Here is a 14,932-nt window from a genome sequence, read left to right on the forward strand (position 1 = left end):
GGCACGTGCTACTGTTTGTACGTAATGTAATTTGTTCGAAACGGTTTTAACCCATTACTTTCAAAATCTACCTCTATGAGGCTACGGTGGTGTGTTGACTCATTAATAATATAGAAAAGCATGTCTTGAACGGTATGGATTAAAAGCTTCCCCTCATCATTCTCATAATCTATTCGCTTTTCAAAATCTTCTGTTTCCGAAGTAATATCAAATGAACTACGTTGGTTCTCATAATGAATATCCGCCCAAGTACTCACATCGTGCAACTGCCCTATCTTGAATTTAGGTTTACGTTTGGCCATATGCTCATTATAGATATGGTGCATATTCAATATCTCCGAAAACAACACAATGCTTTTCTGAGGCATTATCTCAAGTGAGATACTTGCCTCAATGATTTTTTTGTTGCAATAAAAATTATAGTCGAATAATTGATTGAAAAATACTTTCACGACAACAGATATCTATTTTGGTTTAGCTAATTTCTTTAGACGCTTTAAGTAACAATTTTTTGGTGGCAATAATTCCTGCCTCTTCACCTAATTCATTACCCTCATATTCTACACCAATAAATCCGGTATAGCCATTGTCTTTTACCATTTGAAGCATTTTAACATAATCAATATCGGTATCGTTACCTTCTGCATCAAAATCATGAGATTTAGCACTTACCGCTTTAGCATAAGGCATTAATTCTTTAACTCCTTTGTATTTGTCATACATTACTTCACACTCACGACTGTCTTTTTTTCTAGTAATACAGAAGTTACCAAAGTCGGGTAGTGTTCCACAATTATCCAACGCTACGGCCTTCATAACTTCAGCATGCATTGCTCCGTTAGAAGATAGCCCCCCGTGGTTCTCTACCAAGATATTAATGTTTTTTGTTTTTGCGTAGGTAGATAGTTTTGTAAGACCATCTATTGAATTTTTCTTCCATTCTTCCGGGTCATTGCTTCCACTCAAATTTACACGTATAGAATGGCACCCCATAGCTGCTGCTGCATCTACCCACTTTTTGTGTTTTTCTACCGTTTCATTCCTTTCCTTTTCATCACTAACAGCAAGGTTACCCTGACCATCAATCATGATAAGAACATTCTGCATCCCATGCTTTTTAGCCTCGGCATTGGACTTTTCTACAAAAGCTGCCATTGCCTCATCTGAATATCCGGCATCTTCCAGTTCAGGGTTATATAATTGACTAACATATTCCAATCCTGAAAAACCCCAATTTTTTGCTTTCTCAGCAAATGTGTAAGGATCAACGCCATCCTCTCTGATCATTCTGTGAATGGACCATTGGGCTAATGATAATTTAAAGAAAGGTTCAACAATCGTTTCTTCGGGTTCTAAAGCTGCATCAGTTACTTTTTCACCCTTTTTAGTCTCCTTGCAAGCAGCAAATCCTAAAATCGAAAGTGCCAAACCGGCTTGAGAGCTATTTCTTAGAAAGTTTCTTCTTTTCATTATTTGAGATTAGTTTATTGAAATTTAAGGATTTGGAGGTAGATTACTTCCATATATGTCACCTTAACAAGATGTATAGCGATTAAATGTAGAAAATTAATTTAATATTTAATAAATTTATGGACTAAACAATTTTGTACATGAGCAAATTTTATTACAACGAGGAGCAAGAGTCTTACGACGCGATTGTGGTAGGTACAGGAATTAGCGGAGGCTGGGCAGCAAAAGAGCTGTGTGAGGCTGGACTTAAGACCTTAGTACTGGAGCGCGGCCGTATGGTGACGCACATCGAAGACTATGAAACTGCGACCATGGACCCTTGGGACTTTCCTAACGGAGGAAAGCCAACTAAAGAGGACATCGCACAACAAGAAAAACAGAACAGAACAGGTTATACCACCAATGCCGCAAGCAAGATGTGGTTCGTGAACGACCTTAAGCATCCATACAACGAAATACAACGTTTTGACTGGATGCGTGGATACCACGTAGGTGGCCGTTCATTACAGTGGGGCCGCCAAAGCTACCGCTGGAGTGATATTGATTTTGAAGCCAATAAAAAAGATGGTATAGCAGTAGACTGGCCAGTTCGTTATAAAGATATTGAGCCTTGGTACGCCAAAGTTGAAGACTATATCGGTGTTAGTGGTGAAGCATTAAACTTACCCCAATTACCGGACAGCAACTTTCTTCCCAAAATGGACCTTAACTGTGTTGAAGAGCACTTCAAAGAAAAAGTTGGTGAAGAGTTTGATGGTCGTGCGGTAACCGTTGGTAGAGTTGCCCATATTACGGGCACCAAAAATTTTGATGGCCGTACAAAATGTCAATACAGAAACAGATGTATTAGAGGGTGTCCTTTTGGAGGCTACTTTAGCAGTCTTTCTTCTACTTTGCCTGCTGCAGAAGCTACAGGTAATATGACGTTGCGTCCGGATTCCATTGTACATGAAGTTATTTATGATCCGGAAACCAAAAAAGCAACCGGTGTTAAAGTTATAGATAGAGTTACTAAAGAAGCATATGAATTTAAGGCGAAGGTTATTTTCCTTTGCGCATCATCAATTGCATCTACCTCTATATTAATGCAATCAAAATCCGATCGTTTCCCTAATGGTATGGGTAATGATTCTGACCAGTTGGGCCGCAATATCATGGATCACCATTTAGGTGTAGGTGCTTCTGGTAAATTTGATGGTTTTGATGACAAATACTATAAAGGTCGTAGACCTAATGGTGTTTATATTCCAAGATTTAGAAACTTAGGTGGCGATACGGAAAGAAAAGATTACAAACGTGGCTTTGGTTACCAAGGAGGCGCTAGTAGAGGGAACTGGGAAGACTCAGTTGCTGAGCTATCTTACGGAAAAGACCTAAAAGATGCTATTCTGAAACCAGGTGGCTGGACTATAGGTATTGGCGGTTTTGGTGAGGTGCTCCCGTATGAAGATAACCGGATGACCTTAGACTATGACAAACTGGATGATTGGGGACTACCAACAGTTACTTTTGACGCCGGATTTAAAGAGAATGAGCTAAATATGCGTAAAGACATGATGCAATCTGCCATAGATATGCTTGAAAAAGCAGGCGTGAAGGATGTTAAGGGTCATGATCGTGAAACAGGTTTAGGTCTAGGTATACATGAAATGGGTACTGCACGCATGGGTAGAGATAGAAGAACATCTGTATTGAACGGCAATAACCAAATTCATGATGTCCCTAATGTTTACGTAACCGATGGTTCTTTTATGACCTCTGCAAGTTGTGTAAACCCGTCATTAACATATATGGCATTTACAGCTAGAGCAGCAGACCATGCTGTAAAACAACTTAAAAAAGGAAATATATAATGGATAGAAGAAAAGCACTCAAGAATATGGGTATAGCATTGGGTTATACCGTTGCCACCCCAACTTTGCTAAGTATTGTTCAAAGTTGTAAAAACGAAACCGTACTTGAATGGACTCCTGAATTCTTTACAAAAGACCAAGGAGCGGTATTGACCAAATTAGTTGACATCATTCTTCCAAAAACGGATACGCCTTCTGCTTCAGAAACTCAGGTTAATATTTTCATTGACCGTTTCGCGGATCAGGTTATGGAAAAGGAGCAACAAGATTTCCTTAAAATGTCTATGGATAGGTTTATCGAAAAAGCATTGAAAGATACCGGCAAAGAAAAAGCCGCAGACCTAACTTCTGAAGAACTAGAACCTGTTCTTGCCGCTGCCTTAAAGGTGACTAAAGAAGACGAAGTAAAGAATAATTTGGCGATCAAACAATACAATGAGGCTATTGCCGAAGGTAAAGAGGCTTTGCTAGATGATGGCATTTCTAGATTTGCTTTTGCCAATAACCTTAGAGGTATGACTATTTGGGGGTATAAAACTTCTGAATATGTTGGCGAAAAGGTTTTAGCCTATTTACCAATTCCTGGTGAGTATATTGCTTGTGCAGACACAGAGGAGCTGACTGGCGGAAAAGCTTGGTCACTCTAACATAAGAATTGTGCCTATAAAAGAAGAGCCGTTGGTAAATTAGAATTTACTTACGGCTCTTTTTTGTTTTACAAATACAAACCCAAACCTATATACAAAATGAAAAGAAGAAATTTTATTCAAAAATCTGCATTAACAGGTGGAGCCCTGTCTTTAGGTGGTAATTTTGCGTACTCCAACTTAAGCTCCAATCCACTTAAACCGCATCAATTCAATCTAAAATATGCGCCCCATTTGGGCATGTTCAAAGAATTAGCAGGTGATGACCCTATTGATCAGATCAACTTTATGGCAGACCAAGGTTTTACTGCATTTGAAGATAATGGCATGATGAAGCGCGATGTTACCCTGCAGACCAAAATGGGAGAAACACTTGCTAAAAGAGGCATGACCATGGGTGTTTTTGTGGTTGATAAAGGAGGAAACATGAAAAACACCCTTGCAGCTGGCAAACAAGAGTATATTGATATTTTCTTAAATGGATGCAAACGAGCCGTTGAAACTGCCAAACGTGTTAATGCCAAATGGATGACCGTCGTACCCGGGGGTTTTGAAAGAAAACTTCCTATTGGGGTTCAAGACGGAAATGTTATTGAAGCACTAAAACGAGGTGCCGAAATATTAGAACCTCACGGACTGACCATGGTTTTAGAACCTCTTTCTGACTCACCAGACTTGTACCTACAAAATTCGGATCAGACCTATATGATTTGTAAAGGTGTTGATAGTCCTGCCTGTAAAATCCTATTCGACATTTATCATATGCAGAAAACCGAGGGTCATCTTATCCACAATATGGACCTTACCTGGGACGAAATAGCCTACATACAAATTGGAGATAATCCTGGTAGAAAAGAGCCTACCACCGGTGAAATCAATTATAAAAATGTATTTAAATGGATTCATGAAAAGGGATTTAAAGGTGTATTGGGAATGGAACATGGTAATTCCAAAGATGGAAAGGCAGGTGAACAAGCAGTTATAGATGCCTATATACAAGAAGATTCATTTCTATAATTACCTACTTACACATAAAACCAGCCCCGATTTTAGAATAAAATAGGAGCTGGTTTTTATATCAAATGCGCCATTTAGCTTAAAGAAGATGTATTTCATCGTAATTATCATATGGCTTCTGCATTTTAACGAGTATATTGACACTTTTCGATGTTCTACATACTAAGGAAGTAACATAGCATACAAAAGCTCCGTTGTTATGATATGACTCCATATATATACCTACTTATAACTTACACGGCGCTTATGTTAATTTCCAAATTAGCATTTAGCTTTTTTAGAAGAAAAGAAGTAAAAGGCCAATTAGAATAATCCCACTTCATTATTCCCTAGGTAATTAATCCAGTACCTATTTTATAATGGTGAGCTAAAGGCATATTTTCAAAAAAGTTTGGAAACTTCTCTTATTCAGCTCCGTTTTTCCTAAAATTCTCTGAAATTTTATCATTTTCAGTGTTTTGTTGTAATCTTTATACCCTTTTTACTACGTATATAGTATACAATCTATCATAGGGGCACAATGGACAAATATATCATCATACTCATCGTATATATTGCTGCATATATATTTTCAGCAGTAGCAAGGCCATATTTGGAGAAATAATCTATTCTTCGATTTATAAAATTTTCTTCTAGGTAATGGTTACCTGTACCTCATTGTCTCTAAATTTTTCACTTCTATTTCTTATTCCCTAATTATGCTCAGTACAAAAGCATTTTAGACTATACTTTCTATTTACATTTATTAAATTGAAGACATAAAAAAACCCCAACTAAAAAGTCAGGGTTTTTAAGTCTATTAAAATACTAGGGATTAAGAACCGCACATCAAACAATCATCATCTGCTTGACCTTCTTTGGCACGGGCAATCATTTCTTTCATTTCTTGTGGCGTCATAGGCTGAATATCAGATTCTGCTTGTGGCGTAGTATTCACCTCCATTGCCACGGCGGCTTCCACAGGTGGTGTCGTTGCCGCTGCTTCAGCTTCTGCAGCTACACTAACTGGTGCTGCATTCTTTTTACTGTTATCCAATGTAAACTTAATAGCATCTACCGCTGCTTTGGTTCGCAAGTAATACATACCCGTTTTTAAGCCACTCTTCCATGCATAAAAATGCATTGACGTTAATTTAGAATAGTTTGCGTTTTCCATGAACAAGTTTAAAGACTGGCTCTGATCAATGAAATACCCTCTTTGGCGACTCATATCAATAATATCTTTCATACTAAGCTCCCAAACGGTTTTGTAGAGATCGCGAATGTCCTGCGGGATAGTTTCTATATGTTGTATAGATCCATTAGCGCGCATTAATTCCTGCTTCATATTTTCATTCCATAAACCTAAACCTACCAAATCTTCCAAAAGGTGTTTGTTTACAACAATAAACTCACCAGATAATACTCTTCTTGTATAAATATTAGAAGTATATGGTTCAAAACACTCGTTGTTCCCCAAAATCTGTGAGGTAGAAGCCGTTGGCATTGGGGCTACCAACAATGAGTTACGAACCCCGTTTTTCTTCACTTGCTTACGAAGCTTTGCCCAATCCCATCTTCCTGATAAATCTTCATCCTTAATACCCCAAAGATTGTATTGGAAATCTCCTTCAGATATAGGAGAACCTTCAAAAGTAGAATACGCACCCTCTTCTTTGGCCATTTCCATAGATGCGGTTACAGCGGCAAAATAAAGTGTTTCAAAAATCTCTTGGTTCAACTTTTTAGCTTCTTCGCTGGTAAAAGGCAAACGCAACATAATAAAAGCATCTGCAAGACCTTGAACACCTAGGCCAATTGGTCTGTGACGCATATTAGAATTCTCCGCCTCCTTAACCGGGTAATAATTTCTATCAATTACGCGGTTTAAGTTCCGCGTCACTCTTTTAGTTACCCTGAACAATTCTTTATGGTCAAAGCTTCCGTTCTTAATGAACATTGGCAACGCAATAGATGCCAAATTACATACTGCAACCTCATCAGGAGAGGTATACTCCATAATTTCGGTACATAAATTAGAAGAACGAATGGTACCTAAATTTTTCTGGTTGCTTTTACGGTTAGCGGCATCTTTGTACAACATATATGGTGTACCCGTCTCAATTTGAGATTCTAGTATTTTCTCCCAAAGTTCACGTGCCTTTACTGTTTTTCTTCCTTTTCCTTCGGATTCATATTTAGTATACAATGCTTCAAATTCCTCACTATGATGTGTGAACAAACCCGGACACTCGTTAGGACACATTAATGTCCACTCCTCATTGGCCTCTACTCTTCGCATGAACAAATCAGAAATCCACATGGCATAGAAAAGGTCACGTGCACGCATTTCTTCTTTTCCATGATTCTTTTTCAAATCTAAGAATGCATAGATGTCTGCGTGCCATGGCTCCATATAAATAGCGAAGCTACCTTTACGTTTTCCACCACCTTGATCTACATACCGTGCGGTGTCGTTAAACACTTGAAGCATAGGGACTATACCATTAGAAGTTCCGTTTGTTCCTGCAATATAGGAGCCTGTTGCACGAATATTATGGATGGACAAACCTATACCTCCCGCAGATTGTGAAATTTTGGCTGTTTGCTTTAAGGTATCATAAATACCATCTATACTATCATCTTTCATTGCTAAAAGAAAGCAGGAAGACATTTGTGGTTTTGGTGTACCCGAATTAAAAAGGGTAGGAGTGGCATGCGTAAAATATTTTTTTGACATGAGCTCATACGTCTCAATCGCAGAATCAATATCATTTAGGTGTATTCCCACAGATACACGCATAAGCATGTGCTGTGGACGCTCCGCTATCTTGCCGTTCAGTTTTAATAGGTATGAACGCTCCAATGTTTTAAAACCAAAATAGTCGTAACCAAAATCCCTGTTGTAAATAATGGTAGAATCCAATCTCTCTGAGTTCTCAGAAATAACCTTATATACTTCGTCAGAAACCAAAGGAGCTGCTTTATTTGTACGTGGGTTCACATACTCATAAAGATCAGTCATTGTTTCAGAGAAAGATTTTTTGGTATTCTTATGTAAATTAGAAACAGATATACGAGCGGCCAATTTTGCATAGTCCGGGTGCGTAGTAGTCATGGTAGCTGCAATTTCAGCTGCCAAATTATCTAGTTCCGATGTGGTAACACCGTCATACAAGCCTTCTATAACACGCATAGCAACCTTTAAGGGGTCTACTAAACCGTTTAGGCCATAACACAATTTCCTTACTCTGGCCGTAATCTTGTCAAACATGACCACTTCTTTCCTGCCGTCTCTTTTAACTACAAACATGTGAATACTTTTTTAGTGGGGGTTATACGTTGGGTTTGTTTACGATAAATTGTTAAAAAATTTAACAATTTTAAAATTGGGAACAAAAACCCTTCCAAATTGAAAGGGTTCTCTATTATATCTTAATTAAAAATCTGCGTCAAAGCTAATTTTCTGGGCATCCTCATCATTTTCCTTATTTAGAACACCTGCTTTTTGATATTCGGAAACGCGTTTTTCAAAGAAATTGGTTTTTCCTTGAAGGGAAATCATATCCATAAAATCAAACGGATTGGTGGTGTTATAAACTTTATCGCACTCCAGCTCAACAAGAAGTCTATCCGTTACAAATTCTAGGTACTGCGTCATTAATTTGGAATTCATTCCTATTAAACTTGCAGGAAGAGACTCTGTTATAAACTCTCTTTCTATATCCAAGGCATCAGTCAAAATTTGAGTGATACGCTCTTTTGGCACTTTATTGATCAGGTGTTTATTATGAAGGTGTACTGCATAATCACAGTGCATGCCTTCATCTCTTGAAATCAGCTCATTTGAAAAAGTAAGACCTGGCATCAAACCTCTTTTTTTCAACCAAAAAATAGAACAGAACGCACCAGAAAAGAAAATACCTTCAACCGCTGCAAAAGCGATTAATCTTTCTGCAAAACTTGGAGATTCTATCCAGCTTAAAGCCCAATCCGCTTTTTTCTTAATAGCAGGAAAATTTTCTATTGCTTTAAAAAGAAGATTTTTCTCTTTTTCATCTTTTACGTAGGTATCGATTAAAAGAGAATAGGTTTCAGAGTGAATATTCTCCATCATAATCTGAAATCCGTAGAAGAACTTGGCCTCTGCATATTGCACCTCACTCACAAAGTTTTCTGCCAGGTTTTCGTTAACGATACCATCAGAAGCCGCAAAAAATGCTAATATATGCTTAACGAAATAGCGTTCGTCATCACTTAATTTATTATTCCAGTCATTTAAATCCTCACTAAGGTCAATTTCCTCGGCCGTCCAAAAACAAGCTTCACATTTTTTGTACCATTCCCATAAATCATGATGTTTAATAGGAAAAATTACAAAGCGGTCATTGTTTTCTTCCAAGATTGGCTCTAAAGCTGTGGACATAGTAAAAGATTTGAATGTTGAGAAGAAAATTCTTCCATTGCGACGGAAACAAAGGTCGCAAAAAAGCATTAGAACTCGAGTACTGTTCAATCATTTAGAGTACAAAGTTTTTAACAGGAATTGTTGAAATGTGCCCTCGCATTGTATATTCACTGAGGTTAACAAGCATGGGCAATTATCCAAAGTTTTATAGGATTGTTGAACACAAAAAATTAAACCAAAAAGTATGTTTTAATATACTTTTTGGTTTAAAAATTGAAATATCAACTAAGCGGACTATTTTGCAATTATAGCTTCTAACCTCTGTAACCTTTCTTCTAGTTTTGATATCATTCTTGATTGCTCTGAAATAATTTCTTGTTGCTTTTGTATAGCTCTTATAGCCACTACACTAAAACCCGAATAATTAACTCCTAGTATATCATTATCCCCGCTCTCACTAACCAGTTCAGGAAATAATGGTTGCACCTCCTGAGCTACAAAGCCAATTGCTCTTGTCCGTGATTTATCTGCTTTAAAAATATAACTAGATGGCTTAAGCAAGGATACCCGCTCTAAAACATCTGGAAGTTCTCTTATCTCAGACTTTAAGCGTCTATCTGAAGCAGAAGTATACGCTCCGGTATTGGCGCTAATAAAGCCTCGTAATTCTCCTCCATAGTGAAACCTTAGGCCAAAACCATGGGTAATATGCCAATCTTTATTAGCTGTACCATCCCTAAAACTAAGACCGGTACCTACCTCTTGACCAGCCTGGTTTATTGTTAAACGAGCAGAAGGATTACTGGTATTGATACCTACCTGTCCATTTCCTGTAATTGTCATCTGATCACCACCACCACTAGCATTTCGAAAATAAAAATTAAGTTTAGCACTGGCCGCCGTTGATGACGGAAAACCTGCTACGTGCCAAAAGGCACCTGAGGCCGCATCATTAGTTAATTCTAGTCGGGCAAAATCATTGCCCTCTTCTTCTAGTTTAAGTAAGGGTTTGGTTAACGATGAATTATTTGAAATATGTAATGCCCCTTCTGGGTTTGTATTTCCGATGCCGACATGTCCGTTCGGAAGAACCGTTAATTTTGGTGTCGCTTCAGTTGTCAGATGTACCTTACCCGTTGGATTGGAATCCGTTGTCCCAAAATCAACATCATTATCGCCTGACCAAACACCCGAATATCCAATACTACCAGAGGAAGTTGCATATTGCATATAACTATTTGTACTAGTCGATTCCATTAAGAATGGCCTTCCGTTTGCGGTCTTTATTTCTAATGGAGCTGATGGGGAATTCGTGCCGATGCCCACATTTCCATCATTTGTAATAATCAATCGACCAGTTCCATTCGTACCCAATCGAAGTGGCCCATTTTCTTGATTCGTAATTGTTGCCATAAACCCTAAGCCTAGATCATTTATCAAGCCAACATACATACCGTCATTTGAGCCATCTCCAGAATCTACTGTTGTATAAATAGAATTACTCTGATAACTATCGGTATGAATTTGATGTATTGCATTAGGATCTGCCAGACCAATACCCACATTTCCGCTATCAAAATAAATATCATCTCCATTTGTGGTCCAAAGAGAGCTTCCTCCACTTCCAACTTCATCGGTACCGGCAACCCATTTATTTGTTGCTCCGTCCCATTTGGCTACTTGACCATCTGCCGCACCCTCGAGTCCGCTTATATTCGTGCCATCACCTAAAAGCAATCCGCTTTCGCCTGTAACATCAACATAATCATTTAAATCTACTGAGCCTGTGCCATCTTCAATACTCAGTACATCACCAGTCATAATCAGACCTTGATCATCCGTATCTACTAACCCACCAGAAGCTAATTCTTCGATAGCAGCCTGAGTGTCTCCTGCGGCAAGACCTGTACCCGTATTATCAAAAGGGACTTCGGAAGCATTCTGGTCATCCGTTCCTCCCGGTGGAATTATTGCCGATAAATCTATGGTAGATCCATCTGTAATACTCAAATCTGTTCCCAAAAGACTTATATCTTGTAATTCATTCGTTGGGTCGGCGTCCGCATCGCTTCCACCACCACTTGTACTAACAAACTCATCCAAAGCATCTTGAACATTATCGGCTGTAAGTCCGGAATCTGTATTGTCATAAGGTACTTCCGATGCAATTTGAGCATCTCCGCCACCACTGAACAAACGGTTGTCTACATACGTTTTCACCGCTCTTTGAGTGGGTAAAATTCCGTTGCTATTTTCTACCAAGCCACCGTCATCGGATATTTCATTAACTTGGTTACCAGAGTTAAGATTGAACCCACCTAAAATTCTCAAATCGCTTTTTATTTTTACCTCACCTGTATTTTTATTTTCGATATCTACTCCGTTCGATTTCCACATGCTATCTCCGGAAGCCATGGCGTAAGGTACCGCCATAAGCTCTGTAGTGCCCACCTCGGTTCCGTTGAAAGAAACCGCTACAAAAGCTGCTTCTCCCCATGGCAAATTGGCATAACTACCGCCGCCACTATTACCACTACCTATTTGCAGATTAAAAACACCGTTTGCATCCGTAGTAATCGAGTGCGTTTCTTGATACTGCGCAGCAGCATCCACACTACCAAATTTTAGCGTTATACCAATTTCTATGATCTCTTGCTCCATTAATTCGTTATCGGAATTACGGGCTACACCTTGATAATTTATATAATTCTTTTGTTGCGCTCTAACTTGCAATGTTCCACAAAACATAATCGTTAGTAACATTACTATTGAAATGTAATTTTTTTTCATGGTTCTATTCTTTGATCAGTTTAAATTCCTTGGTTTCCGAGTTGTTTTCTAAATAAAGCTTTAACACGTAAACCCCTTTAGCCATATAGGCCATATCTATATTATATTCCAATTTGGCTTCGTCTACTCTTTGGCTAAGCACCCGCTGCCCATTCATAGCAAATAACTCTATACCCAAAACCTTGTTTTGATCGGTAAATACGGTTACTTCTTCTACAACAGGATTTGGATATACCAAAATATTGGAAGGTTCTTCTTCTAGACTTAATGGAATGACAAGGATGCCCTTACCCGCCCAAAAACCTTGGTCTACAGAATTATCATTGACTACCAGCCCAACTATAGGTTCTCCAACGGTAAAGCTTACCGTTAGATCCGTACCGGTCATTGTCCCGCCTACATTACTTATAACACTGCGTTCTAAAGACTGGGCAGATGAGAATGTGCTGTTTATTATCAGATAAAAGAAGAGTAGTTTTTTATTCATTTTCTTTCATTTTAATATTCATGTTTTTCTGAGCCTGAGGTTAACTCCGGTGCAGAATAATTATCTCCTTTTTTTAGTTTTCGAAAAATCCGACGAGAATTTATGGCTTGCAAAAAGAAAAAGTAACACCACCTCAATACCCAGTAAGAATAGTGGATGAATAAAATTTACGAGTGAAAAAAGCGATTCAGAAAATATCAATGAAGTATTGACCAGTAAGGCTGCAAGTAGAAGAAATGTAATTTTCATAGCTGTGGGTTTTGGGTTTTCGTATTGTTATCCACAAATGGAATACTAAAAGTTTATCGGATTCTGTAAAGCCTTTTATAGTAATTGTTCTTAATCGGAAATACAGCATACTTATCTGTATATGATATTAGAAAGCTAAAACGAAGTATGTGTGAATTAATCAGTTCCATCTGTTTATTCTTTATGTTAAAGACAAGACCTTGCGGCGAATAGGGGGAAACTGATTTGGGAAGATTTAGAAGAAGATATACACCCATTGATACATTGCTTCATTAAAATCAATGACAATATACCAGTAAGCGTTATTTTAATAAATTAAAATTGTACAACTGGAAGCTACTTATGTATAATCTGTTTAAAAAGGAAAATATAATGTATGCCTTACAGCTATTTTATATTGGGCTCTTTTACACCCTTTTTACCACTCGTAATTGCGAATGTCCAATTATCCGAAACTTTATACCCCTTCTTGATATTGGGGGATTTTATCCCACCATATATACCGCTTGCAAGAATACCCACTCCCACCAAAACAAATGAAACATTTTCCGAAAAGCCAGATAACAGGACTGATAAAAATAGACCAACTGCACCCATGTGGAAAAAATTAGCTTTAACCAAAATAGTAAGCGCTAAAGGGTTTTTCCTTATGATACTAATTTCGTTTAAGCCAATAATAACGCCATTTACCCTGATGGTATCAGAATTTAGAATACCGAATTTACCTTCGTATTTTTCACCCTGCTTAGTAACCAACTTTATTCTTCGGTGTTCTTTTAAAAGCACTTCTTTACTGAGGGTTTGATTTACAATACTCAATACTTTTTCTTGACAAAGACTATTTTGGCAGATTGAAACAAAGAGAAGCATTAGAACAAGTGTTTTCATTTGGTTTGTTTATCAATGAAATTTAAAAAGAGTGGTTATCGTGTAAGATGAGTACTAAAGAATCTTATCTATACCATTTTTTATTAAGTGGAAAAACCTAGCTGGCCACTCATCTACTATTGAATTCCTGCAAACCACACCTCATATTTTTTACCCAAAATAGGCGCTGGACTTTCTTTGCCATTTAAAGCATTCATAAGTGCCATGACCCACATATATAGCAGTACAAAAATTCCTAAAATATTTATAATCCACCCTAAAATTGGTATAACACCAATAATTCCCAACGCCAAACCGGTAAGACACAGTCCAACTGACTGTCTAATGTGATAACTGGCAAACTCTTGTTTCTTTTCATTGTTCATTACAAAAGCAGCCACCAAACCAATTATGGTAATATAGGCTAAGATTGCCATTGTCTTGTCATTTTCTACTGATGTCGCAGTTTGGGCTGTATTTAATTCCGTATCTGTATTTTTCATTTTCATTTATTTTAATTGGTTTATAGTCTGTATTAACGGGCCTAATTGGCTAGCTCCTCTAATTTGAGCTTCTCGACCATACCCCATGTTTCATCGGGAAGCATATCACTACCGTTCACGGTCACAAAAAACCTCTCTTCATAAGCAAACATTAGCTGCGTATCATTGGTTTTTTTCTTGTAGGTCTGCTGTGCCTTCACTCCATTTACCTCAACGGTTTGCTGATGTTTAAATTCATCTTCGGTTTCCATTTCAAAATTTCCTAGCAATCCATAACTGGCAGCCATCATACTACCTGTAGGACCAGCTCCATCAATAACAACAACTTTGAACTTCTTTTTTTCTTCGGACATTTTATAGGTTCCCTCCACAGAATTAACTTGATACATACCTGCTTGACCTATTTTAAATCCTGTCCTTTTTAGATTTCCCAAGTTCTCTGGCAGCCACTCTCTTAATTCTCCATTAGTTAGCGGAGTCGTGCTTTTGAGTTTTTCGATTCTTCCTTCAGCTTTTCTGGCTTCCTTTACAAAAGCAGTTGCGTTGGACACTCCTTCTTTGGCTTTGGATAGTTTATCTTTAACCTCACCAACGCAAGACCCAAAAAACAAAGACACTAAAAGAAGAGCAATATATTTACTTGTCCTTTTCATCATATAAAA

12 protein-coding genes are annotated in these 14,932 nt (G+C 37.9%); 3 read left to right on the forward strand and 9 right to left on the reverse strand.

Annotated features, from left to right (window positions below):
* Positions 1–8: 8 nt before the first annotated feature.
* Entirely contained in the window at positions 9–452 is a 444-nt protein-coding gene (locus KO521_RS15410) for a DinB family protein (protein WP_215940806.1), read from the reverse strand.
* Between the two features lie 22 nt (positions 453–474).
* Positions 475–1,470: a sugar phosphate isomerase/epimerase family protein gene (locus KO521_RS15415; RefSeq protein ID WP_215940807.1), complete on the reverse strand. Its 996-nt coding sequence runs from the start codon at positions 1,468–1,470 to the stop codon at positions 475–477.
* A 140-nt stretch (positions 1,471–1,610) separates the two neighbouring features.
* Between KO521_RS15415 and KO521_RS15420 the strand changes: the two genes are divergently transcribed.
* The 3 genes from KO521_RS15420 (at position 1,611) to KO521_RS15430 (ending at position 4,987) form a co-directional block, all read left to right on the forward strand.
* The gene (locus tag KO521_RS15420; RefSeq protein ID WP_215940808.1) at positions 1,611–3,323 is read left to right on the forward strand and encodes a GMC oxidoreductase; all 1,713 of its coding nucleotides are present in this window, start codon (positions 1,611–1,613) and stop codon (positions 3,321–3,323) included.
* On the forward strand, positions 3,323–3,970 hold the full coding sequence (locus KO521_RS15425; protein ID WP_215940809.1) for a gluconate 2-dehydrogenase subunit 3 family protein: 648 nt from the start codon (positions 3,323–3,325) through the stop codon (positions 3,968–3,970). Before KO521_RS15420 ends, KO521_RS15425 begins: the two co-directional genes overlap by 1 nt.
* Positions 3,971–4,069: 99 nt before the next feature.
* Entirely contained in the window at positions 4,070–4,987 is a 918-nt protein-coding gene (locus KO521_RS15430) for a hydroxypyruvate isomerase family protein (RefSeq protein WP_215940810.1), read from the forward strand.
* Between the two features lie 814 nt (positions 4,988–5,801).
* On the opposite strand, the gene KO521_RS15435 is transcribed toward KO521_RS15430, so the two are convergent.
* The 7 genes from KO521_RS15435 to KO521_RS15465 all read right to left on the reverse strand — a co-directional run bounded on the left by KO521_RS15435 (position 5,802) and on the right by KO521_RS15465 (position 14,926).
* Entirely contained in the window at positions 5,802–8,279 is a 2,478-nt protein-coding gene (locus KO521_RS15435) for a ribonucleoside-diphosphate reductase subunit alpha (protein ID WP_215940811.1), read from the reverse strand.
* 126 nt (positions 8,280–8,405) lie between these two features.
* Positions 8,406–9,392 carry a ribonucleotide-diphosphate reductase subunit beta gene (locus tag KO521_RS15440; protein ID WP_215940812.1) on the reverse strand — a complete coding sequence of 329 codons (987 nt, stop codon included), beginning with the start codon at positions 9,390–9,392 and terminating at the stop codon, positions 8,406–8,408.
* Positions 9,393–9,668: 276 nt separating this feature from the next.
* Positions 9,669–12,164: a tail fiber domain-containing protein gene (locus tag KO521_RS15445; RefSeq protein ID WP_215940813.1), complete on the reverse strand. Its 2,496-nt coding sequence runs from the start codon at positions 12,162–12,164 to the stop codon at positions 9,669–9,671.
* 4 nt (positions 12,165–12,168) lie between these two features.
* On the reverse strand, positions 12,169–12,651 hold the full coding sequence (locus tag KO521_RS15450; protein ID WP_215940814.1) for a T9SS type A sorting domain-containing protein: 483 nt from the start codon (positions 12,649–12,651) through the stop codon (positions 12,169–12,171).
* Positions 12,652–13,287: 636 nt separating this feature from the next.
* Complete coding sequence (locus KO521_RS15455; RefSeq protein WP_215940815.1) at positions 13,288–13,788, reverse strand: hypothetical protein; 501 nt, start codon at positions 13,786–13,788, stop codon at positions 13,288–13,290.
* A gap of 116 nt (positions 13,789–13,904) precedes the next feature.
* Complete coding sequence (locus KO521_RS15460) at positions 13,905–14,270, reverse strand: DUF4870 domain-containing protein (protein ID WP_215940816.1); 366 nt, start codon at positions 14,268–14,270, stop codon at positions 13,905–13,907.
* Positions 14,271–14,311: 41 nt separating this feature from the next.
* A complete protein-coding gene (locus KO521_RS15465; protein WP_215940817.1) occupies positions 14,312–14,926 on the reverse strand; it encodes a hypothetical protein in 615 nt (204 codons plus the stop codon).
* Between the last annotated feature and the right edge of the window lie 6 nt (positions 14,927–14,932).

It is taken from the genome of Zobellia uliginosa, assembly GCF_018860745.1.
Taxonomy (GTDB): domain Bacteria; phylum Bacteroidota; class Bacteroidia; order Flavobacteriales; family Flavobacteriaceae; genus Zobellia; species Zobellia uliginosa_B.